The organism is Bacteroidales bacterium, assembly GCA_012519055.1.
Classification (GTDB): Bacteria; Bacteroidota; Bacteroidia; order Bacteroidales; family Salinivirgaceae; genus JAAYQU01.
Genome location: JAAYQU010000047.1, coordinates 71,918 through 95,411, shown reverse-complemented (window position 1 = coordinate 95,411; position 23,494 = coordinate 71,918). Strand labels below are relative to the sequence as shown.

Here is a 23,494-nt window from a genome sequence, read left to right as displayed (position 1 = left end):
TGTGCAATTAGCAATGTGCAATTAGCAATGTGCAATTAGCAATGTGCAATTAGCAATGTGCAATTAGCAATGTGCAATTAGCAATGTGCAATTAGCAATGTGCAATGAACAATTAAGCAATTAATTGACAATCAATTGCCACTGTTTTTAAGTAGTGGGTCGAGTTTATAATAATAGTTTATGGGCTTTAGCCCAAATCTACAATTACTCTTTTAAGAATTAGAGCAATGTTAAGTTGACTTCCGCTATACTTAGTAACAGGCAACCCGATTTCAGGACATGACAGTGTACTCCGTGTTCCAATTATTCATTGATTGTTGTAAAAATCAATAATATATCTCCAAGCTTTTGACCAAATATCAGAGTGGCCGCTGTTTTTTACTATTTGGTCGTTAATACAAACAGAATAGTCATAAAAGGCACTGATAATAGTGTCAGGAGTGCAGTATTTGAACGGGCTGAAAGGTGAAGTGTTGGGTTTAGCTTCGTTTACAAAGTAGTTTAGCAATAGCTTTCCTAATCTGCCTAGATCATTAAAACCAGTAGTGTCATTGAAATTGAAATAACCACTTAATTTGTATTGTTTATCTGTTGAGTTGATGGCGTGTTTATATGAAATATATGTATTTTGTAGCAATTCAATAATCGACCCCTTTGATTCTAAAATAGAATCTATTTTGTAGCAATTCTGAAATTCAGATAAAAAAATAACCAGAGCCATGCTCAACTGCTCAGGTTCTGATGAGTTTTCAATTTCGGTTAAAACGTTGTCATATTTTTCTAAGCCATTACAATAATTTGAAAAATATTTTTCTGCCATATGCTCCATTTTGCTGAGAACAGTTGCAATGTTTTGTGTCATAATCGGACTAACAAAAATGCTCTTTTTGCTAACGCCGTCTTCTATTAACAAATAGTTGCAGGCATATATTGAACCAAAGCTGTGGGCAGCAACATAAACTGAGTCAAATTTTAAAGCAGCAACAATATTTGATATGTCTTTAGAAATCAGACTTATATTATAAGAATTTTGTTGTTTGTCTAATTTATCATAATTATCTTCTAAGCAGTCGTCAACGCCACGATAACCGGGAATAAGTATGTTAAAATAATTTAGCAGGGAATCGACACCCTCTGGAGCTTTAAGATTTGAAACACCGGGACCTCCGTTTAAAATTATTAAATTCGGAGCATCTTTCTTTTCGGAAAGTAAAAACAGAAATGGCAATGCTTTGTATCTGTGACCATGTCCTTTGTGAGCATATACACCATACTTAGCGTTTAAACCCTGAAAAATACCGTTATCAACAATTTTATAGTTGTCATCAGATATTTTAACTTGAGTACTTGTCCAGGGATTTATTATTTGCCCAAAGATGCAAGTACTGAAAAACATTAAAAATAAGGCAAGTATCACTTTCTCTTTCAAAGCTGTAGTTTTTATTACAATATTGCTTTAAAGATTTATACAGAACGTGAGAATTTGTCTGTTGAGTTTGTTTTTAGTTAGTTGAGTAACCAAAAACAGTAATGTTATAAATTTAGTATGCAATAAGTTCAATAGGGAGGTCGACTATTCCTTCGTAGGAAGCTCCGGCATCTTCCATATCTTCATCATCACTAGCAAAATGCCAACGTATCAGCACGTCATTACCTTTTTGATAGACCTTTTCAAAGCAAGTTAAAATATCCATAATTTGCTTTGCTGAGGCTGAATTAAAATAATCCATTCTGAAATTTACAACAGTATCAGGGTTTGGATTTGCAATATATCCATCTAGCCATTCTAAAACCGGGTTATAAAAAGCCTTAACATCTTCTGGTAACGACTTCCCTTTAAACTCAAAATTACCAGCCGATTTATCAAGAATTATCTCTGGAGACTCATCAGTTCCTTCAATATAAAGTGGTTCCATAAATGAGTTTTTATATTAATTACAGTTATCTCTAATTTTTATAAAAAACAAAAATACGTAATATTATTTAGATACGCTAAAATAGTGTTTTTTTTTGATCGTTACAATAAAAAAACTAATTTATCAATATACTAATTATTTGTTTACATTTGTTTCTTTAATTCCAGAACTGCGAAACCGACGTGATTAAGATAATCGTTTAACAACCGAAGGGAAAAATTGTTTACATTATCAAAGGTTCTGCACGACCTTAAAATGAAAATTATGAATGTATGAAAAGAGTAATTGTTTGCGTTACAAACGATTTAGAGAACGATCAGCGTGTAAATAGGTCGGCATTAACCTTATATGAAAATGGTTATAACGTTACTGTTGTTGGTCGAAAATTAAAAAGAAGCTCTAAATTTACAAGGCAATATACAACCCACAGGTTTAGATTATTGTTTTCAAAAAAAATGTGGTTTTATGCAGAATATAATATCCGACTCTTTTTTTATCTGTGCTTTAGAAAAGCTGATATCTTGTTAGCCAATGATTTGGATACACTACCTGCCTGTTGGGCTGCTTCTAAAATTAAAGGATGTTTTTTGATTTATGATAGTCATGAGTTATTTACTGAAGTCCCTGAGTTGGTTAATAGAACACGAGTTAAAAAAGTATGGTTAGCATTAGAGAGATTTTTAGTGCCTAAAGTTGATGTTGGAGTTACTGTATGTCAACCTATTGCAGAAATTTACAAAAAAAAATATGGAAAACAGTTTGAAGTGATAAGAAATGTCCCAATACCAAAAGAGGGTAAGTTAATCACTAATAAAACAGAACAAATAATTATTTATCAGGGTGCAATTAACAAAGACCGAGGTATTGAACTCTTAATAGAAGCAATGCAATATTTGCAAGAATACATACTTTACATTGTTGGATATGGAGATCTGTTCGAAAGTATCAAACAAAAAGTTGAAGACGAAAATGTAAAAAATGTTATTCTTACAGGACACATTCCATACGACAATTTACATGAAATAACTAGTAAAGCTCATGTGGGAGTCTCTTTGGAAGAAGATTCGGGACTGAACTATCGTTTTGCACTTCCCAACAAGATATTTGACTATATTCAGACAGGAATTCCTGTTGTAGTAAGCAACCTGCCGGTTATGGCTGAACTGGTAAAAACATACGATATAGGAGAAATATTATACGAACGTAATCCGAAAGCATTGGCACAAACTTTGAAAAATACAGTTGAAAAAAATGGAAGTGGCTACTATTCAGAGAAAATTAGTAATGCAGCCAAATTGTTAAATTGGAACGTAGAAAAGAAGAAATTCTTAAGTATATTTGCCACTTTAATAAAATAGAGAGTATGTTTCTGATATATACACATAAAATAACCAATAGGCTCGATTTTATTCTAGACTTCGTGTTTGCGAAAAACTTCGGCTTGGATTACCGGATAACTACTTTACGTGAGGAGTTCTGTAACTATAACGGACCAAAACTCAACTATTCGTTCGAAACATTTGATGATATAATAAATATCCAGCCTAAACTACTTTTATCACAAGAAGATATTACCCCACAACATATTGATGTAGAAGAATTTAATGGTACTGCAATATTGTTCCCTGTAGAAAGAGGAGTACTCCCTTTTGATATTTTTTCAGCCTCATTTTACTTAATAACTCGCTATGAGGAGTATATAAGCAGTAAGGTAGACAGATTTGGACGATTTGATCCGAGAAGTAGTATTGCCTGGCAAAAGGGCTTCTTAACAGAGCCAGTCGTTAATATATGGATATCATGGCTAAAAGATATTATTTTTAAAACCTATCCGGAATTGACGTTAGCTGAACCAAAATATAAGTTTGTCCCAACAATCGACATTGATAATGCTTACGCATATATCAATAAAGGATTTTTTAGACAAACGGGAGGTTTAGTCAGATCGTTTTTAAAAGCTGATTTTAAAGATTTTTCAAACAGATTAAAAGTATATCTTGGCTCACAGAAAGATCCGTATGACACATATGATATTTTAGACCAGATTCACGAGAAATATGAATTGTCACCCTATTATTTCTTTTTGTTGGCAAATTACGGAGGACACGATAAATCAGTTCCATACAACAATAAGGAGTTCCAGGAATTAATTCAAAATAGAGCACAAAATCATATCGTCGGAGCACATCCCTCTTTTTCATCTTTCGTCGATTTTAGTGTATTGCAGCATGAAGTATCTGTACTATCAGAGATTATTGGTAAAGACATTGAAAACAGTAGATTCCATTTTGTTAAATTTTCACTACCAGGCAGTTATGATAATCTGCTTAATTTGGGCATTCAAAACGATTTCAGTATGGGATATCCATCGCGTATTGGATTTAGGACTGGATATGCAGGAGATGTTAACTTCTTTAATTTAAAAACAAACAAAGTTACACCACTAGTTGTCCATCCGTTCCATGTAATGGATGCTGCATTAAATTTATATATGAAATTATCTCCAGATGAAGCAGTTACACAAGCCAGAAATTTGATAAACAGAGTAAAAGATGTAAATGGCACATTTACACTATTGTGGCATAACGAGTCTTTAAGTGGTTGTGGTCAATGGCAAGGCTGGGAGAGTGTTTATGAGCAAATAGTTCGTCACGCTATTGAATAGCAGCAATTGTATGGTTAAATTTTCTATTAAACAAAGAATAATTAACCTATGGTTTAGGTTTGTTTTGTGGTTAGACACTAAATTGTCTCAACAACAAAAAGTTAGAGTTTTGGCTGTGTTTGTGGGGTTGGCTGCGGGTACTGCAGCAGTTGTTTTAAAAAACATGGTTCACTTAGTTGCTTATGTGTTGCAAAGTGCAAGTAATCTGTTAGACCTCAACTATTTCTACTTTTTCTATCCAACGGTCGGAATTTTTCTTGCTTTGCTTTTTATGAAGTACGTTATCAAAAAACCAGCAGGGCATGGAGTCCCGGGAGTTTTGCACTCTATTTCACAAAAACGAGGTTATTTAGAGAAGCATAAAATGTTTAGCTCGTTGGTAACAAGCTCTTTAACCGTTGGTTTTGGAGGTAGTGTTGGGCTGGAGGGACCTATTGTAGGTACAGGAGCTGCACTTGGATCAAATATCGCCAGAGCCTTTAAGTTAAATCATAGACAAATAACCTTAATGATTGGGTGTGCATCATCGGGCGCAGTGGCATCGATATTTAACGCACCATTAGCAGGTTTAATTTTTAGTTTAGAGATATTAATGTTAGACTTGACAATGTCATCGATTATTCCATTGATATTGTCGTCTGTTTCAGCAATAATCACTTCATATCTTATGATTGGAAGTGAAATACTTTATCCTTTTAAGGTACAAACGACATATGCATTTATTGATTTGCTCTATTATGTCTTACTTGGCTTGTTTTGTGGATTAGTTTCCGTCTATTTTTCAAATGTATATATGAAAATGAGTAAGCTTTTTGGCAAATGGGGTCGGAAAAAAAGGCTTATCATCGGAGGTACAGTTCTCGGAGCTCTCGTTTTCCTTTTTCCCGCGCTTTATGGAGAAGGATATAAGGAGGTAAACTATATTTTGGCAGGCAACTACGAGTATCTTTTCAGTAGAAGTATATTTGAACCATATGTTGATAACATTATTGCTGTGATAGCTGTATTAGCTTTAGTTTCTGCATTAAAAGCATTTGCCACATCGGCTACATTTGGAGCGGGTGGGGTTGGAGGTATATTTGCGCCAAGTCTTTTTATTGGGGCGCATATCGGACTTCTATTTGCTATCTTAGTAAACTTTAGTGGAATTGCCGAGTTGTCAATAACAAATTTTGCTCTTATTGGTATGGCTGGTGCAATGAGCGGAATAATGCATGCCCCCCTGTTTGCTATTTTCTTAATAGCTGAAATATCAGGCGGATACTCACTTCTATTACCATTAATGATAACAAGCGTATTCTCATATCTTTTAGTGCGTTACTTTGCATCCAACTCTGTTTACACACAACAATTGGCTGAGCAGCGAATGCTTATTACACACGACAAAGATAAAGCTGCACTAACAATGATGAATATTGATTCATTAATTGAAACTGACTTTTTGGAAGTTAGATCAGATTTATCTTTAGGTGATTTTTTAAAAGTAATTACACATAGTAAACGCAATATTTTCCCCGTTATAGATAATGATATCTTTAAAGGTATAGTTTTTATAAACGACATTAGGCACTTAATCTTAAAAACCGAACTGTATGATATTGTTCGTGTAAAGGATTTAATGTACACGCCTACGCCTATTGTTAAACCTTCAGAGACAATGGACGATGTTGTGAGAAAATTCCGTAATACTCAACATTACAATTTGCCGGTAATTGATAATGACCGGTATATAGGATTTGTTTCGAGAGCAAATACATTTAGTGCATATCAAAAAGTTATTAGCGAGTTTTCTGAAGATTAAGCTTAGCCTATATAATCTAAAAATATAAAAGCCAACTAAATCATTTGAGATAGTTGGCTTTATTTTGTTATTTTGGGATATTCTTAATTATGCGTTTGTTGCATCATACATAAATCGTTTTATACTTCTTTTGGCAGTTTTTTCAAACTCGCCGTCGTGTATAATAAACTTGCTAACGTTCATATAGTTAGGTAAATGAGAGTTCAGGTGTTTATGATTTTGCTCCATAATAGCTTTAAGCTTATCCTCTGTAATGCCCGCGGCCTTTACCGCATCTCTGTCAACTACTATTAAGGCAACCAATTTTCCATCTTTTTCGACTACCAAAGATTCAAGAACATAGGGCAAGTTGTTGCTTTTTGCCTCAATCTCTTCAGGATAAACATTCTGCCCTGAACTACTGAGAATCATATTTTTACTACGTCCTTTTATAAATAGGTAGCCATCTTTATCTACAATACCCAAATCTCCGGTATACAACCAACCATCGGGAGAGATAGTTGCTTCTGTAATCTCTTCATTTTTATAGTATCCTTTCATAACATTATCACCTTTCACAAGAATTTCTCCAACAATGTTTTCAGGATCGGGTGAATCAATTTTTATGGTTACGCAAGGGATAGCTTTCCCACAACTATATGTTCTTACTTTTCGCCAAGGTGCGTAGCTGATTAGAGGTCCGCACTCAGTCATGCCGTAACCAACTGTATAGCGGAATTTAATTTTTTTCAAAAACTTTTCTACTTCAGAGTTTAATGCTGCACCGCCAATAATAACTTCCATAAAGTTATTACCAAAAGCGGTAGTTAGCTCTTTGTTTATTTTGCTATATACTAATATATTAATTAACGGTATCTTAATTAAGTGCTTTATTATACCCTTGCTAATTTTTGGTTGAATTTTTGATCTGTAAATCTTTTCAATTATTAGCGGAACCACAAATATCAAACGTGGTTTTACCTCTTTAAATGCTTGAAGTATAATCGTAGGAGATGGCACCTTACCAAGGAATGTTATATCGCAACCCATGGTAAACGTTGATAGAAACTCAAACGCACAGGCATAAGCATGTGCTAATGGTAAAAAAGAGACTATTGTATCTTTCGGTTTCAAATCTATAAAATCCAGAGCGAACTGAACATTTGCAGCCAAACTCATGTGTGGCAACATTACTCCTCTGCTAAAGCCTGATGTCCCTGATGTATAGCTTATAACAGCTATCTGATCGTTGCTGTTTTTTGGCAGTCTGAAAGTCTCTTTATTAACCTCAATATCAGTGTGCAGACTTTCTTTTACAATGTCATTTAAGGTTTTGTCTACAGCATCTACAACACAAAGAGTATCTAGCGATATTACTCCTTCAATATGACTAAAACTTTTTGTGTTAATTTTTTTGTAAATATGATCTGAAACAAACAACATTCTTGAGTCAGATTGTTCAATCACATTAACAATATCATTGGGGTGGAAATCTTGTAAAATTGGTACTATGACTGCTCCGTAAGTGACAGTTGCCAAATAAACCGAGCACCAATTGTAGTCATTTGTACCAATAAGTGAAATTTTATCACCTGATTTTATTCCTGATAGTTCAAATAATTTATGTAATTGTAGTATTTTTTTTCCAACCTCTTCGTACGTATAACCATCACCTTGGAATAAAGACATTGATTTTAGTTCCCAGTGATTTCTGATTGAACTTTCAATCATTTCAGTAAAGTTTCCAATCTTCATATGCCTATGCTTAGGTTAATGCTATTATGATTTAACACAAAATTTTGGATGCTACAAAAATATAACATATTGTTAACAATTCAAAAATATGATATCGTATTAGTTGCTAAATTTGTTGATATCTTTACGTATAGTTTTGAGTATTAGTCATTAATGTTGTTCGTAAGTTAATGAGTGGTTTTGAATACTTTTATTTAGTACACATTGTTTTATAACGGTTTACGTAGAAAATCATACCTTCATATATACTTAAAAGCTAAACTTACTCTTTTAAGATTTAAGTTTTATAGCATGTAAATGTGTCTGTTAAATTGATTAAAATTTGGTGAAATAACTTAAAAAGTTAACAATGGTATAGGTACTAAAAATCTTTGTTTATTTAAATATTTTCAGCGATATTTGCACCACTTAAAAGTAGTATTAATTTACTTGTTAAAACGTTTATATTTAGTATTTTAGATGAAAAATTAAAGACATATGAAACCAATTAAATTACATGACAACACATTTTTGCTTGCGGTAAATGATCGCAGGACGCACCTTTTCGAAAACTATTGGCCCATACCAAATGGAGTTGCATATAATTCATATCTGATTTTAGATAATAAAACCGCTTTGATTGATACAGTTGAATACGGTCATTCTGAACAATATATCGATAACATTACTTCATTGTTAAACGGAAAACCCCTCGATTATTTGATAGTTAATCATATGGAGCCAGATCACAGTGGTTCGATAAAAATGATAATGGACCTTTATCCAAACTGTACTTTGGTTGGTAACAAAAGGACATTTCCTTTAATAGATGGTTTTTTCAATATTGAAATTAAAAATAAGCAACTTGTTGAAGAGGGAGAAACTATTGAGTTAGGTAAACATAAATTAAGCTTTTATATGATTCCAATGGTACATTGGCCTGAAACAATGGTTACATATGAATCAACCAATAGTGTTCTTTTTTCTGCCGATGCATTTGGAAGCTTCGGGACACACGACGGTGGTGTATTTGATGATGAGATCAATATTGCATTTTTTGAAGATGAACTACGCAGATATTATAGCAATATTGTTGGCAAGTACGGACAACAAGTTCAAAAAGCATTATCAAAATTAAGTGGATTGAAAATAGATATGCTTGCAGCTACGCACGGTCCTATATGGCGTAAAAACCTCAACTATATTTTAAATAAATACGAATTGTGGTCAACATATCAGCCAGAGGAGAAGGGGGCAGTTATTGTATTTGGCTCAATGTATGGAAATACTGAAATGATGGCAGATACAATAGCCCGTGAACTTTCGGTTAATGGAGTTAAAAACATAAGAGTATATGATTCAAGTAAGACGCATAAATCATATATAATTAGCGATATTTGGAAATACAATGGTTTAATTTTAGGTAGTTGTGCTTATAACGGAGGAATTTTTACTCCCATGGGAGATTTAATAAATAGCTTGGAAGCAATAGGAATTAACAACAGACACGTAGCTCTTTTTGGTTCTTCAAGCTGGGGTGGTGGAGGATTGCGCGTATTAGAAAAATGGGCAGAAAATATGAAGTTTGATACCATTGGACCAAAACCCGAAGTACGTTGCTCTCCAAAACAGAACGACATCGAATTGTGCAACCAAATCGGTAGAGAAATGGCAAAAATTATTCTTGAACAGTAGTTCTTCTACAATAAGTAATTATTCATCTTGATAGGTTAATTTCTTAAATGATAGTAAAATGAACAACTATTTAGCAGAGAGCACACACTCTTCGCCAAAAATATATCTTGATGCACAACAAGGCACCTTGCTTATAGTTGGAAGATCAATTCCGGAAAATGCTATGAGAATTTATAAGCCTGTGATGGAGTGGGTTGAGCAGTATTTAGTTAAGCCCAAAAAACGGACTACTATAACTATCCAGCTTAGTTTTTTTAATACAAGTACTTCAAAATATCTAATGGAGCTTTTGAAAAGTTTTGAAGATATTTATAAACAAGGTTTTGATGTAATAGTTAATTGGCACTGTGATGACGAAGATATTCTTGATATCGTTCAAGATTATAAGGCTTTAGTTAAAGTTCCGGTGAATATAATTGCCAACATACCTAAAGAATAGTTCAAAACTTAGAAAAATTAAGCAATATAAGTTGTTTAGTAAGTAGTATGGATACAAGTTACAGGACGCGTATTACTTCATATCTTTAACTTTTAACTTATTTGGCTAGTCAGGGAAAATCAACATTGGAATATCCGCCTGTGCAAGCATTTCGCGAGTTAGTGATGGGTTGAATATTCTAGCCCATGCGCTTCTTTTTCTCATAGTTAAAGCAAAAAGATCGATATCATTATCCATGATATATTTTTTGAACGTCTTGCTAATATCTTTAGAATGCAATAATTCGTATTCTATAGGAGCGTTTTTAACAACTTTTGATAGATACTCTTTAAGTTGATTAAACAGAGCTTTTACTATTGGACTATCAGGTTCATCACAAGCGTATATGCATTTTACTGAAACATTAAAGCTGCTCACAAGTGCAAGTAATTTACGTATTGAGGTTGCGTCTTTCCCGTCTAAATGAGCGGCATATACAATCTTGTTTACATTTGTTGGCTCGCTTAAATATGCCTTTTCTGGTAAAACAAGAATAGGGATATTAGTGTCTCCAGCAACTTTTGCAGCAATATCGCCCACCAACTCAATACTCTCAAATCCTTTACTACGTGTGCCCATAACAATTAATGAAGGTTTGTCCTGTATAGCTGTTTCAACTATTCCAGAGTTGATGTATCCTTCGCGAAGTGAATATCCTAAGCGGACATTATTGAGATTTTGTTCATTTATAAAATTTTTAATTTCCTTATAAAAATCTATTAATCTCGACTTCGCTTCATTCTGTATTATTTGCGTATTATATTCGAAATCAATTTGAATACTGCCAACATCTCTAAATGGAATCATATCAATAGTGGGAGAGTGGTATACGTGTAATAGCTTTACTTCGGCTTGGAATATATCGGCAAGCTTGACTGCAAATTTCGCAGCATTGGCTGAAATAGCTGAGAAGTCAATAGGAACAAGTATTTTGCCAGGAATAGGCTCGCTACTTTGAGCAGGAGCTTGGTTGGCAAGAAGTTTAATGGCTTTTTCTACATCTGACTCCTTTATTATCAATTTTACTCCGTCAGCAATACTTGGTTGAATAAGGTTAACATTCCTTATTGAACACTCGATACCATTTGACTCCAAAAAACTCTTTAAAACAATGGCTCGGGAATATTTTTCAGTTGCAATTGTAATTAATCTATGTTCCATAATTGTACCCCTCCTTATTTATATAACATAGTTTAGTTTTTATTGTTTACTGTTTTTTGAAAAAATTGTGTAATATGGCTATTTGTTACCTTGTTTTAACCTAAGTAAATTATTAATCTCCTTTTTCGTTTTATTTATTTTGCTTTGTGCTAAATCTATTTCAGTTAGTATTTTAGGATTTTCAATTATTTGTTTACACGTGACTACCTCTTTTGAAAGCAATAAACCCTTCTCTTTTTTATTTAAACTATCTAAAACTGTAATAGGATATAGACCCTGTCTTTCAATTAACTCTTTTAGTCCTTCTCCAGATGGATAATCCCATGATAGTAGATTTATTCCAATACATTTGGCATACTCAATTGAATCTTCAGAAAAACGGGTGTTTGTTATAATCCAGGTTTTAAAAATGGTGTTTTGGTATTTACGTAAAGATTTTCGTTTATTGACAATATCTTCAACCCTCGATTTTACGTATAGCGAAACCTGTGCGCCAATTTTTCTACCTTGATCGACTGAGTATTTACATTCGCAAAAATGTTGTTCATTTTGTTTTGTTGCGATTACATCCATTTCGTGATTTAAACAACACCCTTCGACAATAACACCTACTTCACATGAGAATCCTAAACCCTGAAACACCATTCCCATTAACTGTTCAAATGGATATCCAGTGGGACCAAGTTCAAACATTGCATGCTTTAATTTATATCGTGCAGCAGATACAGCTTCTAAACGGCGCATGTTTCTGAAAGCACGGTTATAAATCATTTTTGTTGTCACACCGCTGTAAATCCATTCTGTAATGTCATTAATAACTGTTTTTATGATTTCATCGTTGGCACCAGCTCTTCGTAAAGAATTAATAAGTTTATTTACATTAAACAGCTCAGTTTCTCCACTAGCCTTTTTAATAATAACTTTTTTTGTAGAGTGCTTTTTTGATAACATATCTTTTTATTTTCTATCACAAATGTACAAAAGCAATTATAATTAATTTAAAAGTTAAAAGCTTAAAGTTTGTAAAGTTGAAAGCAATTGTTAATTAACATTCTGACTTTGATACCTTTAATTTACACAAGAAACTTTAATTAATTTTATGCACCATTCCTTGATAGAGGCAATCATTAAATTTCGTATCTTGCAAACTTAAAAATTTTAGTTCAATTTAAATTTGTTATTTTTCGTTTAGATTGTTAAATTTATAGGGTAGAGGAGGATAAATAGATATCAGCATGGATTTTTCATTTATTGTAGCAACAATATTGGCTTATCTTCTTGGAAGTATTCCTACTGCAGTTTGGATTGGAAAAAGATATTACGGTGTTGATGTACGTGATTATGAAAGTGGAAATGCAGGTGCCACAAATACATTTAGGGTATTAGGAAAGAAAGCAGGTATTATTGTACTAATAATTGATATTCTTAAAGGATTTTTAGCAGTATATATAACTCAGTTAGTTGCTCAGAGTTTAGGCAGTGAAAGAATTAACATAGTTAAAATAGTTGCAGGTGCTTCTGCTGTTTTAGGACACGTTTTTCCTCTGTTTGCTGAATTTAGAGGAGGTAAAGGTGTTGCAACAGTTTTTGGTGCAGTAATAGGAATTAATCCTTTAGCTTCGTTTATAGCTGTTTTAATTTTTGTTTTAGTTTTATTAATAACAAAATACGTTAGCTTAGGTTCTTTAATTGGAGGTATATCATTTCCACTAACTGTGTTTTTAATACAGCACAATAATGAGGAAATATTTACACTTTCTATGCAGATATTTTCCATAGCCGTAGTTGTTATGCTTTTTTACACGCATAGGACGAATATCAGAAGACTTTTATCAGGCAAAGAGAATAAAACATATATCACTAAATCAACTAATAAAATAAATATGGATAACAAAAATTTAAAAAAAAGCGGATTTGCCACAAAAGCAATACATGGAGGCAAAAAACCTAATCAATTCGGCGCACTTGCCGATCCAATCTATCAAACATCAACATTCGTTTTCGACAATGTAGAACAAGGTGGACGCCGTTTTGCACTCGAAGAAGATGGTTATATCTACACACGTCTTGGAAATCCATCGTGTACAACAGTCGAAGAGAAAATTGCGCTACTCGAAGGAGCTGAAGCATGCGTATCGGCCGCATCGGGAATAGGAGCAATAACATCAGCAATTTGGGTTTGCGTGCAAGCAGGCGACCATATAGTAGCTTCCAAAACACTTTACGGATGCACATTTGCATTCTTAAGCCATGGAATTACACGATACGGAATTGAGGTAACTTTTGTTGATACGAGAGACGTAGAAAATGTAAAAAAAGCTATGAAACCCAATACAAAGCTTGTTTACACAGAAACTCCCGCAAATCCCAATATGTATATTACCGATATTAAGGCGTTGGCGGAAATTGTACACAAACAAAAAGATTGTAAACTTATGGTTGACAATACTTTTGCAACTCCTTTCATTACTAGACCAATAGAATTGGGTGCTGATGTGGTTGTGCATTCAGCAACAAAATATCTTAACGGACACGGAGACGTCATCGCAGGATTTGTTGTTGGAAAAAAAGAGTACATTGATAATGTTAAACTTTTCGGTATTAAAGACTTAACAGGAGCTACACTTAGCCCATTCGATGCATACCTTATAAACAGAGGTCTTAAAACATTAGAATTAAGAGTGCAACGACACTCTGAAAACGCAATGAAAGTTGCAGAGTTTTTAGAAAGTCACAAAGCTGTTAAAACGGTTGTTTATCCTGGACTTAAATCATTTCCACAATATGAAATTGCCAAAAAACAGATGAGTTTGCCCGGTGGTATTATCAGTTTTGAAGTAAAAGGAGGAATTGAAGCAGGTAAGAAGCTATTAAACAATCTCTCAATGATTGCTATATCGGTTAGTTTGGGCGATGCAGATACACTTATACAGCACCCTGCAAGTATGACACACTCAACATACACTGCTGAAGAACGTGCTGCTGGTGACATTAGTGATGGATTGATTAGAATATCTGTTGGACTTGAAAACGTTGAAGATATTATCAGTGACTTGAAACAGTCATTAGATAAATTGTAATCGAAATAGTTTTGCACAAGTTGCAAATCAGAAAAACAAAAAAGCACCCGAGTTAAGGGTGCTTTTTATTTGGATTTTTTTAACCTATACTAATTTCGATAATGCTTCTTTCACGCGTGTAATAGCTTTGGTAATGTTTTCATCAGATGTAGCATAAGAAAAACGAATGCAATCTGGTGCACCAAATGCATCACCTCCAATACAAGCTACGTGTCCTTTTTCCAACAGGTACATGGATAAATCACTGGCTGTTTCAATTTTTTTACCATTGTACGATTTTCCAATATAAAACTTAACTTCGGGTAAAACATAGAATGCTCCCATAGGGTTATTTACTTTAAAACCAGGAATTTCGCTCAATAGCTTAACTGTAAGATTTCGTCTGCGCTCAAATGCAGTTTTCATTTTAGAAACACATGTTTGGTCTCCTGTATATGCTGCCAAAGCAGCTTTTTGTGAAATAGAACAGGGACCTGATGTATATTGTCCTTGCAACATATTACAAGCTGATGAAATCCATTGTGGAGCAGCCATCCAGCCAATTCGCCATCCAGTCATTGCGTAGCCTTTGGAAACTCCGTTTACGATTATTACTCGCTCTCTTATCTCTTCAAACTGAGCTATGCTTTCGTGTTTACCTACGTAGTTGATAAGCTCATATATCTCATCTGCAATTACAAAAACATTCGGATGCTTTACTAATACATCGACTAATGCTTTTAATTCGCTTTTAGTATAAACACTTCCGGTAGGATTTGATGGCGAGCATAAAATCAGAGCTTTAGTTTTTGGGGTTATTGCTGATTCCAGCTGTTGTGGAGTTATTTTAAAATCCTGATTTATGTCGGCATACACAAAAACAGGTTTACCTTCAGCAAGTTTTACCATTTCTGGATAACTAACCCAATAAGGGGCAGGAATAATTACCTCTTCACCTTTATCTACGATACTAAGAATTGCGTTACAGAGAGATTGTTTTGCACCGTTGGAAACAACTATTTGAGAAGGGGCATATTCTAAATAGTTTTCTTTTTTCAATTTGTCTGAAATTGCTTGTTTTAAATCGGCAAAACCAGCCACAGGCGAATAATACGAGAAATTATCATCAATTGCCTTTTTTGCGGCTTGTTTTATGTGTGCGGGAGTTGCAAAATCTGGTTCGCCCACACTCATACTAATAATATCAATTCCTTGCGCTTTTAATTCGCTAGTTTTTTGTACCATCGCAAAGGTTTGTGATGGCGACAGTGCTTTCAGTCGTGACGATAGTATATCCATAGTAAAATATTTTAGTTGATTTTGAGCTAACAAAGATAAGCAAAACATTACATAATTGAATAATATGCACAAAAAAGAGACGCCATAGTATGACGTCTCCACAACACCTTGACATTTAATTGTTAATTGCTAATTGATTTTACTTGTTAGCCTGAATAATTTTCACAAAATCTTCAGCTTTAAGAGAGGCTCCACCAATCAGACCTCCGTCAACGTCTGGCTGTGCAAATAGTTCATCGGCATTCGATGGGTTGCAACTACCGCCGTAAAGAATGGTTGTATTATTTGCAATCTCTTTGTTATATTTTTTTTCAATAAGCTTTCTGATAAATGCGTGAACCTCTTGTGCCTGCTCTTTTGTGGCGGTAAGTCCCGTTCCTATTGCCCACACAGGTTCATAAGCAATTACTAAGTGACCGAAATCAGCTGCGTCTAAAGCAAATGCACCTACTTTCATCTGCTCTTCTATTACCTTAAAGGTTTCATTTTTCTCGCGTTGTTCCTTAGTCTCTCCAACACAGTAAATGGGCATTAATTGATTGTCTAAAGCAATGTTGATCTTTTCGGCACACGATTGATTTGTTTCCCCGTAGTATTGACGACGCTCACTGTGTCCAACAAGAACATAGTCAGCCCCTGAAGACCATAGCATTTCAGCAGACACTTCGCCTGTATAAGCACCTTTATCTTTATTACTACAATTTTGTGCACCAAGCGAAATAATATCGTTTTCAAGCAATTCCCTTATCTTCGCAATGTGAACAAAGGGCGGAATTAAAATAACCTTACAGTTACCTTTATAATCTTTTAAGCTTTCTTGTACTGCCATGGCAAGCTCAACTCCTTCTTGGAAATTCTTATTCATTTTCCAGTTACCGGCAACAATTTTTCGTCTCATAATAATTATATTTTTAAGTTGTTTTAATTCTTATTCGGGGATCGAGTATTTTATATACCCAATCAGTTGACTTGTTAATAATAATAAAAAATAGAGATATAAACAACACACAACCCATTACAACGGGAAAATCGTATTGATTTAAAGCATCAACAAGCATGTAACCCAATCCTTTCCATGCGAAAATATATTCCACGAAAACCATTCCTGCCAACATTGAAGCAAACCAACCGCTAAGGGCAGTTACCACTGGGTTTAATGAGTTTTTTAGTGCATGCTTCCAAATAGCTTTTTTTATGCTTAAACCTTTTGCACGTGCTGTGCGGAAATAGTCTCCTTTCATCTCAGTTAAAAGTGAATTGCGTGTTAATTGCATAACAACGCTTAAAGGTCGTATCCCCAGTGTTATAGCTGGCAGGATTATATTTTGCAGAGCTAGCCGTTTTGTAACTAAATCGTACTCATACAAGCTACCTGTGAGGTTCAGTCCTGTATATTTACCTAAAAGGAAAGCAAAAATCCAACCTATTAATATTGCTGCAAAGTATGACGGTAACGACATACCTATTGATGATATACTTAACAGTAGTCTGTCTATCCAACTATCCTCTTTAATTGCCGCAACTATTCCTGCCGGCAGACCGATAAGTATTGCAAGCAAAATTGCTGCTGATGCGAGTAACAACGAAGCTGGTGCAGCTTCTAGAAGCATATCGGAAACTAGTTGCTTTGTTTGATAAGATTTGCGTAAATAAGGCGCTTTAAGCACAGCGCGATGTTCAGAAATAGGGATAAGTGTAATCCCACCATATCGACTATCTTCATGGTTCTTATCGATTGATATTGGCGATAAATCATTCAGGTATAAGAAATATTGTTGCCAAAGTGGTAAGTCTAAACCCAGATCACGATTTATGTTTTCAACGGTTGCACTATCGGTTCTTTGCCCAACCAGCATATGAGCAGGATCGCCTGGTAATACCTTAAACAAAAAGAACAAAAGAGTTGCTACTCCCCACAAAATGAGTAGTATATACAAAAAGTCCTTTGTCAATTTGTTTATCATTACTACTTTTCTCTACTCTTCAAATTTAAGCCAAACAATTCAAAAAGCAAAGCGATTGACAAAAATATTAACAGATAGAAAGCCGTCAGTTGCATTGGACGTGGTGAGCCCGAATGTTGTGCTTCTTTTATCATTAAATATTCGTTCAGCGACAAAACATCAGGAAATTTATCACGGTGCCACTTTTTCAACACTGTTCCTTTGTAGGTTAGCATAAAACCACCATCAGAGCGCACTATAGTTTTAAGAGTTATAGGATCAATTGTGAATATTTTATAAGTGGGTAGATGTTGGTTTTTATAATCCTCAATAAAACCTTGATCTGTTGAAGTTAGCATGGTAAAATAGATGTCGTTCGACAGGCATTGAACAGATATTTCATTGTATCGTTCAATTTCTTCTTGGGAAAGCTTACTTAAGTCCAGAACGTTTGCCATTAAAACCATCTCGTTTCGATTAAACAGTGTGTTGGTGTTATCCATGCCATAGTCATCGGTTAAAGAGAAATTGTTTACTGGTGGAACGTAACCCTCCTTGACTAATTTGTTGTTTGTATCGACCCATTCCCATGTGGAATCGGGTAAGTTGTATAAATCAAATGTTTTTTCGACGCCATCTTTGCGATAAATCAACGTTGTTTCAAACTCCGCAGATGGTGCTCCGTTGGGATGTTCTTTCGAGTTTAACAAAAGGTTTTGTCCAACTCTGTAAGGACGATAATCAACTATTGGCAAGTTGTTTAGTGAGTAGATTGATATTGAAACTATTGTAACCAAAATAAAGGAGGCTAGTGCTATTTGCCATTTATTATTGAAACGACTCACGAATTTTTTTCGCTCAATAAAAATAATTATCGTAGGTACTAAAAATATAAGGTTCTTATAAAATGTTTGCCAATTGGTGAGTACAACAGCATCGCCAAAACAACCGCAGTCTGTTACAGGATTTGTAAGAGCCAAAATAAATGTTAATCCTGTAAAAAAGAGCATAAAAATAAACGCTATTATAGAGCATATTTTGGAGTAAAGGTTTGATACTAAGCAAAATCCAACCGAAAACTCGACTGTTGACAGTATTATGCCCAACACTAGAGAGAATGGTATAAGCCACTCCATTCCAAAGGCTACAAAATAATCATCAAACTTGAATTTTGATCCCATGGGATCGACTGCTTTTGTAAATCCTGAAAAAAGAAAAAGTAAACCTATTAAAAGGCGTGAAATATTTCTTATTAATTTTCTCATATTCATATATCTAGTTGTTTTATAGTTAAATTATATTGTTCCTATTTTGTTTGTAATAGTATCTAAAAGCTTTTTAAAAATTGTATTTTCATCTTCCATATTTCCGAAAGTATCGTGGCACTTAACACGTATTAAATCAGGATACTTTGTGCAACAAGCTTCATATTCGTTGTAAACAAGTTTCTGGAATGGTATGGTTTCATGAATATCGTCAACACCTTGCAAATAACCTCTGTCATCGCCCGAACGCTTAGAAGTTAACTGTGTTTCGACAAATGTTATAGGTGCATCTAACCAAATATTAATATCGGGTTTGGGTATTTTAAAGGTTTCATATTCAAGTGAATATATCCAATTTCTCAACTTGCGTTTACTATCACTATCTTTTATTTTAGCAACCTGATACGCTATATTTGAGTAAACATACCTATCGACAATAACCAGAGTTTTGTTTTCCAGCCAATTGCGAATTTTGTCAGCCAAAGCCCATCTGTTACCGGCAAAAAGCATTGCAACTACCCATGGGTTAACGGAATCGATATCGCCCAGCTCTCCTCGCAAAAATCTGCTTACAAGCAGCCCGAAATTTTGCTCTTCTGTTACAGGAAAATGTAAATACTCAAAGTTCGCATTTTTCTCTTTAAGGTATGAACATAAACGCTTTACCTGAGTCGATTTCCCAGAACCATCTAATCCTTCAATTACAATAAAACTCATTGTTTAAAATTCAAAATATTAGTTAAAATTATTGTTAGCAAAGATTAAAAAAAGATTCCTCAATTCAATTTTAACTAAAGCAATGGTTAAGAAAGCTTAAATTATTACCTTTGCAGTTACAAATATAGAAATTATTAATGTGTTTGTTTAAAAACTATCGACATGCAGTGATATTAAACTATTGATATTGTTTAACAATCTATAAACTAACTATAAAAGATATGCCGACACTAAGTTTAAAAATAAAAAACGAAATCAGAGAGTGGGATAGACCCTTGGTAATGGGTGTTTTAGATGTTACTCCAGATTCTTTTTTTGCAGGAAGCAGAATTGTTACAGAAAAAACGTTGTTCGGCAGCATAGACAAAATTATTGAAGATAAAGCTGATATTATTGATATTGGAGGAATGTCAACAAGGCCGGGAGCCGATATTATTGATATAGAAGAGGAGTGGAGAAGAGTTGCTCCTGCACTGAAATATATTTCAGAGAATTATCCCAAAATGGCTGTTTCAGTTGACACTTTCAGAGCAGAGATTGCTCGCCGTGCTCACGAAGAGTTTAGTGCAGATATTATTAATGATATATCTGGCGGAGGTCTTGACGATAAGATGATTGAAACGGTTGGTAAGTTAAACATTGTGTATCTTGGAATGCATATGCGCGGAACCCCCGCAACTATGCAACAATTAACACAATATGACAATCTAATGTTCGATTTATCCCGATATTTTGGAGAATTGATTAAAAAGTGTAAAGATGCTGGAATAGCAGACATAATTATTGATCCGGGAATAGGATTTTCTAAAACATTGGATCAAAATTATCATATTATTAATAATCTTGAAATATTGCAATCACTTGGTTATCCGATACTTATTGGTGTGTCGAGAAAATCTTTTTTGTATAGATTTTTTGAAGATAAACCTGAAAATATGCTTAATGCTACAACGGTAATGAACACTATTTCACTATTAAAAGGGGTAAATATTATACGAGTACATGATGTTAAAGAGGCTGTTGAAGCTGTTAAGTTGGTACAAAAAACACTAAATGCTTGATTAAATGCCGGCTCTATTCATTACTATTGGATTTTTTGATATAGTTGACATTCTTTTGGTTGCTATACTACTCTATCAGGCTTACTTACTGATAAGAGGAACTGTGGCAATAAACATTTTCACCGGAATTTTTGTAATATATCTGTTTTGGCAACTTGTGGGCGCATTTAAAATGGATTTACTAAATACCATAATTGGGCAATTTATGGGTGTTGGTATGATTGCTTTGATTGTGGTTTTCCAGCAGGAGATAAGACGCTTTCTTTTAGTTCTAGGTACACGTGAATTCTTCAATAAAAAATTTTCGTTCGAATCGTTGTTTAATAGGCCAAACATAAAATTTAGATACGACCAGGTTGAATCAATTACTTATGCATGCTCAAATATGTCAGCCGCAAAAACAGGTGCACTTATTGTTATTACTAATCACGGTCAACTCCATTCGATTGTACAAACAGGCGATTTAATTAATGCGGACATATCATCGCGTTTAATTGAAAATATTTTCTTCAAAAACAGTCCACTTCATGATGGAGCTATGATAATTCGCGATTCTAAAATAATAGCTGCACGATGTATTTTACCTGTTACTAAATCAACTACAGTGCCTGCAAGTATGGGGTTACGTCACCGTGCTGCAATTGGTGTTACAGAAGTTGCTAATGTTATGGCAATTGTGGTATCTGAAGAAACAGGCAATATAAGTGTTTTTAAATCGGACCAAGAATTTGTTGATATAGATAAGGATACTCTAAAATTTTTAATTTCAGAATATCTGTCAATTGAGCCGAATATCAAGGGCGACAATGATTAGCACTATTCGACAAAACTGGATATTATATCTTGTTGGTAGTTTCAACTAAACTCATTGACTGTGGAACAGTAAAGCCAACTAAATCATTTTGATTTAGTTGGCTTTATTGATGTATTTTAGTACGGTAGTGTATATCTCATTATGTTATGTGTTTTTTTAACAAAAAGAACCATCCTACTTGTTTCTACGTAGAATGGTTCAAAAAAATCTCGTATCCTGCATCAACACTACTAACCAATGCGTTTAGAGTAACTTGCCTTGATCACATCATCCGTACTTGCTTTCCGTCCGCTAGAAGTCTCAACTCAATGCAACTTGACCGGTGCGCTATTACACGCTTTAATGAGGGTATTAGCCTCAACCGACTGTCTTTGTTGTTACGAAAAGGCTCTTCCTATAAAACTTAAACTTTAGCTACCTGAGGTAACCTCGAACATTCCGTTCGTAAAATCCTAAACATTCGCCATGGCATCCCGTTTCCTTGTTTGATTGACACTCTGGTATTGAAATAAAAAATAAGAACCTGTCCAATAAAATATAACTCACATAGCATCTTTCGCACTTCAAAACTATTTGCCGTTCTGTTAAGGATAAATTTTACAGTGCATCCTAAAGAGTTTCCCCATTAAAAAACTGAAAATTGTTAAAGTTTTACTTTTTCGTCCCATCGTTATTTTTCTAAAGACCTCACTATGCTTCAAATAATCCATTAAAATAAAAACCACTTATCCGCTAAGAAAAACAATTTAAATTAAAACAAACTACCATCCACATATACAAGTTTTACTCCTTCGGCGTTTGCATTGGCAAACCAAGAATGGATGTGAGGGTATGCCGTAGCATTTCCTCTTGCTCCAACTGCATAAGCAGATTGAAATATCCACCGATTTGCGTAATGTTCAACGGTGCAGGAATACGAGAAGGTTTTATGTCACTTTCAGTGGCAATTCTTCTCAATATTTGTTTTTTAATCTCTAAAACTTCATCCGAAGCTTCGTTCTCCAGCAATTTTGCTGCTATTTCTTGTAGGTTTGACATAGGTTTTTAATTTATTAAAAAGTCAATCATATTATCAATATTAATTTTTATCTTGCTGCAGATAAATACATATCTTTTTATCCTCATATTTTCTTATAAAATCAGTAAAGCTTTCTTCTTTTCTAGTCTTTTCATTAATTGAATCAATCTCTATTTCTGGACCATCATACATTCCGGAATCATCATTATATGGACCTATATAAGGATCAATAATTTTTAGTTTTGCATTCATATTGTTTGATACATCCATACATATTCCATAAATTATTTTTAAATGGTAAGGTTGTTCATAAATGCTTAAATTGGTGTTTCTTTTAGTTTCTTCGTTAGTAACAACGATTAAAGGTCCTTTTAATTTTAACATTTCATATATTTTTTTTGGGGTCAAGTCTATGTTTACTTCCGTTACAAAACCCGCTTTTTGAAAAAAATCAGCAGCTTCTTTTCCAGATAGTGTACTGTTATTAAAATATAATTGATAATATTCTCCCGCTTCTTTATTGTCAATGCGTTCAAGTACCTCAGTGACTAAAATAAAGTTGTTTATCTCATTTGAGGATATATTTTTAGTAGTAATTTTTATATTCCAATTCAAAAGTATGGTAGCTGTTACAGCCCAACAAATATTACTTGTATCTTGATGAATTGCTTTTACATTTTTTATGATATAGCAAATCTTATTCTCGTCGTGTTTTTCTAAATCATAGTTGAAAATAGTTATAATGGCTTGAACCCATTCATTAGCATTATCTGTAAAAAAATCTGAAACTAATTCCTTTTGCCACTGTACGTCTGTGAAGTCAATACACATTTGATATTTCTCTTCAATATCTTTTATATATTTTAATATATTCTCTTTTGTCATTATA

The 23,494-nt window shown here is 34.0% G+C and carries 20 protein-coding genes and 1 pseudogene; 9 read left to right on the top strand and 12 right to left on the bottom strand.

All coding sequences use genetic code 11. From position 1 onward, the window contains the following. Positions 1-307: 307 nt before the first annotated feature. Positions 308-1,429: an alpha/beta hydrolase gene (locus GX311_10350; GenBank protein NLK16785.1), complete on the bottom strand. Its 1,122-nt coding sequence runs from the start codon at positions 1,427-1,429 to the stop codon at positions 308-310. A 112-nt stretch (positions 1,430-1,541) separates the two neighbouring features. Then, positions 1,542-1,916 carry a DUF1987 domain-containing protein gene (locus GX311_10345; GenBank protein NLK16784.1) on the bottom strand — a complete coding sequence of 125 codons (375 nt, stop codon included), beginning with the start codon at positions 1,914-1,916 and terminating at the stop codon, positions 1,542-1,544. 272 nt (positions 1,917-2,188) lie between these two features. Between GX311_10345 and GX311_10340 the strand changes: the two genes are divergently transcribed. Genes GX311_10340 through GX311_10330 form a run of 3 tightly spaced genes read left to right on the top strand, consistent with a single transcriptional unit; the run spans position 2,189 to position 6,382 of the window. Beyond that, the gene (locus tag GX311_10340) at positions 2,189-3,274 is read left to right on the top strand and encodes a glycosyltransferase family 4 protein (GenBank protein NLK16783.1); all 1,086 of its coding nucleotides are present in this window, start codon (positions 2,189-2,191) and stop codon (positions 3,272-3,274) included. 5 nt (positions 3,275-3,279) lie between these two features. After that, complete coding sequence (locus GX311_10335) at positions 3,280-4,581, top strand: hypothetical protein (protein ID NLK16782.1); 1,302 nt, start codon at positions 3,280-3,282, stop codon at positions 4,579-4,581. Between the two features lie 10 nt (positions 4,582-4,591). Then, a complete protein-coding gene (locus GX311_10330) occupies positions 4,592-6,382 on the top strand; it encodes a chloride channel protein (GenBank protein NLK16781.1) in 1,791 nt (596 codons plus the stop codon). A gap of 87 nt (positions 6,383-6,469) precedes the next feature. Here the strand turns inward: GX311_10330 and GX311_10325 are convergent, their stop codons facing one another. Next, on the bottom strand, positions 6,470-8,116 hold the full coding sequence (locus GX311_10325) for a long-chain fatty acid--CoA ligase (protein NLK16780.1): 1,647 nt from the start codon (positions 8,114-8,116) through the stop codon (positions 6,470-6,472). A gap of 477 nt (positions 8,117-8,593) precedes the next feature. On the opposite strand from GX311_10325, the gene GX311_10320 reads away from it, so the two are divergent. Continuing rightward, complete coding sequence (locus GX311_10320; protein ID NLK16779.1) at positions 8,594-9,790, top strand: FprA family A-type flavoprotein; 1,197 nt, start codon at positions 8,594-8,596, stop codon at positions 9,788-9,790. Between the two features lie 58 nt (positions 9,791-9,848). Continuing rightward, positions 9,849-10,229, top strand: a complete 381-nt coding sequence (locus GX311_10315) for a DUF1987 domain-containing protein (GenBank protein ID NLK16778.1) — start codon at positions 9,849-9,851, stop codon at positions 10,227-10,229. 105 nt (positions 10,230-10,334) lie between these two features. On the opposite strand, the gene GX311_10310 is transcribed toward GX311_10315, so the two are convergent. Next, on the bottom strand, positions 10,335-11,429 hold the full coding sequence (locus tag GX311_10310) for a universal stress protein (protein NLK16777.1): 1,095 nt from the start codon (positions 11,427-11,429) through the stop codon (positions 10,335-10,337). Positions 11,430-11,507: 78 nt separating this feature from the next. Next, positions 11,508-12,380, bottom strand: coding sequence for an ATP-binding protein (locus tag GX311_10305; GenBank protein ID NLK16776.1), 873 nt, complete (start codon positions 12,378-12,380; stop codon positions 11,508-11,510). A gap of 284 nt (positions 12,381-12,664) precedes the next feature. Between GX311_10305 and plsY the strand changes: the two are divergent. Continuing rightward, positions 12,665-13,306 (top strand): annotated as a pseudogene (gene plsY, locus GX311_10300) (glycerol-3-phosphate 1-O-acyltransferase PlsY). Positions 13,307-13,312: 6 nt separating this feature from the next. Continuing rightward, a complete protein-coding gene (megL, locus tag GX311_10295; protein NLK16775.1) occupies positions 13,313-14,509 on the top strand; it encodes a methionine gamma-lyase in 1,197 nt (398 codons plus the stop codon). Positions 14,510-14,593: 84 nt separating this feature from the next. Here megL and GX311_10290 read toward each other — a convergent pair whose 3' ends face one another. The 5 genes from GX311_10290 to GX311_10270 all read right to left on the bottom strand — a co-directional run bounded on the left by GX311_10290 (position 14,594) and on the right by GX311_10270 (position 19,712). Beyond that, entirely contained in the window at positions 14,594-15,787 is a 1,194-nt protein-coding gene (locus tag GX311_10290) for a pyridoxal phosphate-dependent aminotransferase (GenBank protein ID NLK16774.1), read from the bottom strand. A 139-nt stretch (positions 15,788-15,926) separates the two neighbouring features. After that, the gene (locus GX311_10285) at positions 15,927-16,685 is read right to left on the bottom strand and encodes a triose-phosphate isomerase (GenBank protein NLK16773.1); all 759 of its coding nucleotides are present in this window, start codon (positions 16,683-16,685) and stop codon (positions 15,927-15,929) included. A gap of 13 nt (positions 16,686-16,698) precedes the next feature. Next, positions 16,699-17,751, bottom strand: coding sequence for an ABC transporter permease (locus GX311_10280; GenBank protein ID NLK16772.1), 1,053 nt, complete (start codon positions 17,749-17,751; stop codon positions 16,699-16,701). A gap of 2 nt (positions 17,752-17,753) precedes the next feature. Continuing rightward, entirely contained in the window at positions 17,754-19,001 is a 1,248-nt protein-coding gene (locus GX311_10275) for a DoxX family protein (GenBank protein ID NLK16771.1), read from the bottom strand. Positions 19,002-19,025: 24 nt separating this feature from the next. Next, positions 19,026-19,712, bottom strand: a complete 687-nt coding sequence (locus tag GX311_10270; protein NLK16770.1) for a thymidylate kinase — start codon at positions 19,710-19,712, stop codon at positions 19,026-19,028. 221 nt (positions 19,713-19,933) lie between these two features. Between GX311_10270 and folP the strand changes: the two genes are divergently transcribed. Together folP and GX311_10260 are read left to right on the top strand one after the other, a co-directional pair. Then, on the top strand, positions 19,934-20,773 hold the full coding sequence (gene folP / locus GX311_10265; protein ID NLK16769.1) for a dihydropteroate synthase: 840 nt from the start codon (positions 19,934-19,936) through the stop codon (positions 20,771-20,773). Positions 20,774-20,777: 4 nt separating this feature from the next. Further along, entirely contained in the window at positions 20,778-21,587 is an 810-nt protein-coding gene (locus tag GX311_10260; GenBank protein NLK16768.1) for a TIGR00159 family protein, read from the top strand. Positions 21,588-22,370: 783 nt separating this feature from the next. On the opposite strand, the gene GX311_10255 is transcribed toward GX311_10260, so the two are convergent. Together GX311_10255 and GX311_10250 are read right to left on the bottom strand one after the other, a co-directional pair. Then, a complete protein-coding gene (locus GX311_10255) occupies positions 22,371-22,625 on the bottom strand; it encodes a hypothetical protein (protein NLK16767.1) in 255 nt (84 codons plus the stop codon). Positions 22,626-22,665: 40 nt separating this feature from the next. Beyond that, complete coding sequence (locus GX311_10250; GenBank protein NLK16766.1) at positions 22,666-23,490, bottom strand: hypothetical protein; 825 nt, start codon at positions 23,488-23,490, stop codon at positions 22,666-22,668. Positions 23,491-23,494 lie beyond the last annotated feature (4 nt).

What these genes read in the sequence shown, in the direction of transcription:
- GX311_10260 (NLK16768.1), top strand. Translation starts at nt 20,778, where the DNA reads ATGCCGGCTCTATTCATTACTATTGGATTTTTTGATATAGTTGACATT.
- GX311_10335 (NLK16782.1), top strand. Translation starts at nt 3,280, where the DNA reads ATGTTTCTGATATATACACATAAAATAACCAATAGGCTCGATTTTATT.
- GX311_10340 (NLK16783.1), top strand. Translation starts at nt 2,189, where the DNA reads ATGAAAAGAGTAATTGTTTGCGTTACAAACGATTTAGAGAACGATCAG.
- GX311_10330 (NLK16781.1), top strand. Translation starts at nt 4,592, where the DNA reads ATGGTTAAATTTTCTATTAAACAAAGAATAATTAACCTATGGTTTAGG.
- GX311_10285 (NLK16773.1), bottom strand. Translation starts at nt 16,685, where the DNA reads ATGAGACGAAAAATTGTTGCCGGTAACTGGAAAATGAATAAGAATTTC.
- GX311_10325 (NLK16780.1), bottom strand. Translation starts at nt 8,116, where the DNA reads ATGAAGATTGGAAACTTTACTGAAATGATTGAAAGTTCAATCAGAAAT.
- GX311_10250 (NLK16766.1), bottom strand. Translation starts at nt 23,490, where the DNA reads ATGACAAAAGAGAATATATTAAAATATATAAAAGATATTGAAGAGAAA.
- GX311_10255 (NLK16767.1), bottom strand. Translation starts at nt 22,625, where the DNA reads ATGTCAAACCTACAAGAAATAGCAGCAAAATTGCTGGAGAACGAAGCT.
- GX311_10320 (NLK16779.1), top strand. Translation starts at nt 8,594, where the DNA reads ATGAAACCAATTAAATTACATGACAACACATTTTTGCTTGCGGTAAAT.
- GX311_10275 (NLK16771.1), bottom strand. Translation starts at nt 19,001, where the DNA reads ATGAATATGAGAAAATTAATAAGAAATATTTCACGCCTTTTAATAGGT.
- folP (NLK16769.1), top strand. Translation starts at nt 19,934, where the DNA reads ATGCCGACACTAAGTTTAAAAATAAAAAACGAAATCAGAGAGTGGGAT.
- GX311_10280 (NLK16772.1), bottom strand. Translation starts at nt 17,751, where the DNA reads ATGATAAACAAATTGACAAAGGACTTTTTGTATATACTACTCATTTTG.
- GX311_10270 (NLK16770.1), bottom strand. Translation starts at nt 19,712, where the DNA reads ATGAGTTTTATTGTAATTGAAGGATTAGATGGTTCTGGGAAATCGACT.
- GX311_10345 (NLK16784.1), bottom strand. Translation starts at nt 1,916, where the DNA reads ATGGAACCACTTTATATTGAAGGAACTGATGAGTCTCCAGAGATAATT.
- GX311_10315 (NLK16778.1), top strand. Translation starts at nt 9,849, where the DNA reads ATGAACAACTATTTAGCAGAGAGCACACACTCTTCGCCAAAAATATAT.
- megL (NLK16775.1), top strand. Translation starts at nt 13,313, where the DNA reads ATGGATAACAAAAATTTAAAAAAAAGCGGATTTGCCACAAAAGCAATA.
- GX311_10290 (NLK16774.1), bottom strand. Translation starts at nt 15,787, where the DNA reads ATGGATATACTATCGTCACGACTGAAAGCACTGTCGCCATCACAAACC.
- GX311_10305 (NLK16776.1), bottom strand. Translation starts at nt 12,380, where the DNA reads ATGTTATCAAAAAAGCACTCTACAAAAAAAGTTATTATTAAAAAGGCT.
- GX311_10310 (NLK16777.1), bottom strand. Translation starts at nt 11,429, where the DNA reads ATGGAACATAGATTAATTACAATTGCAACTGAAAAATATTCCCGAGCC.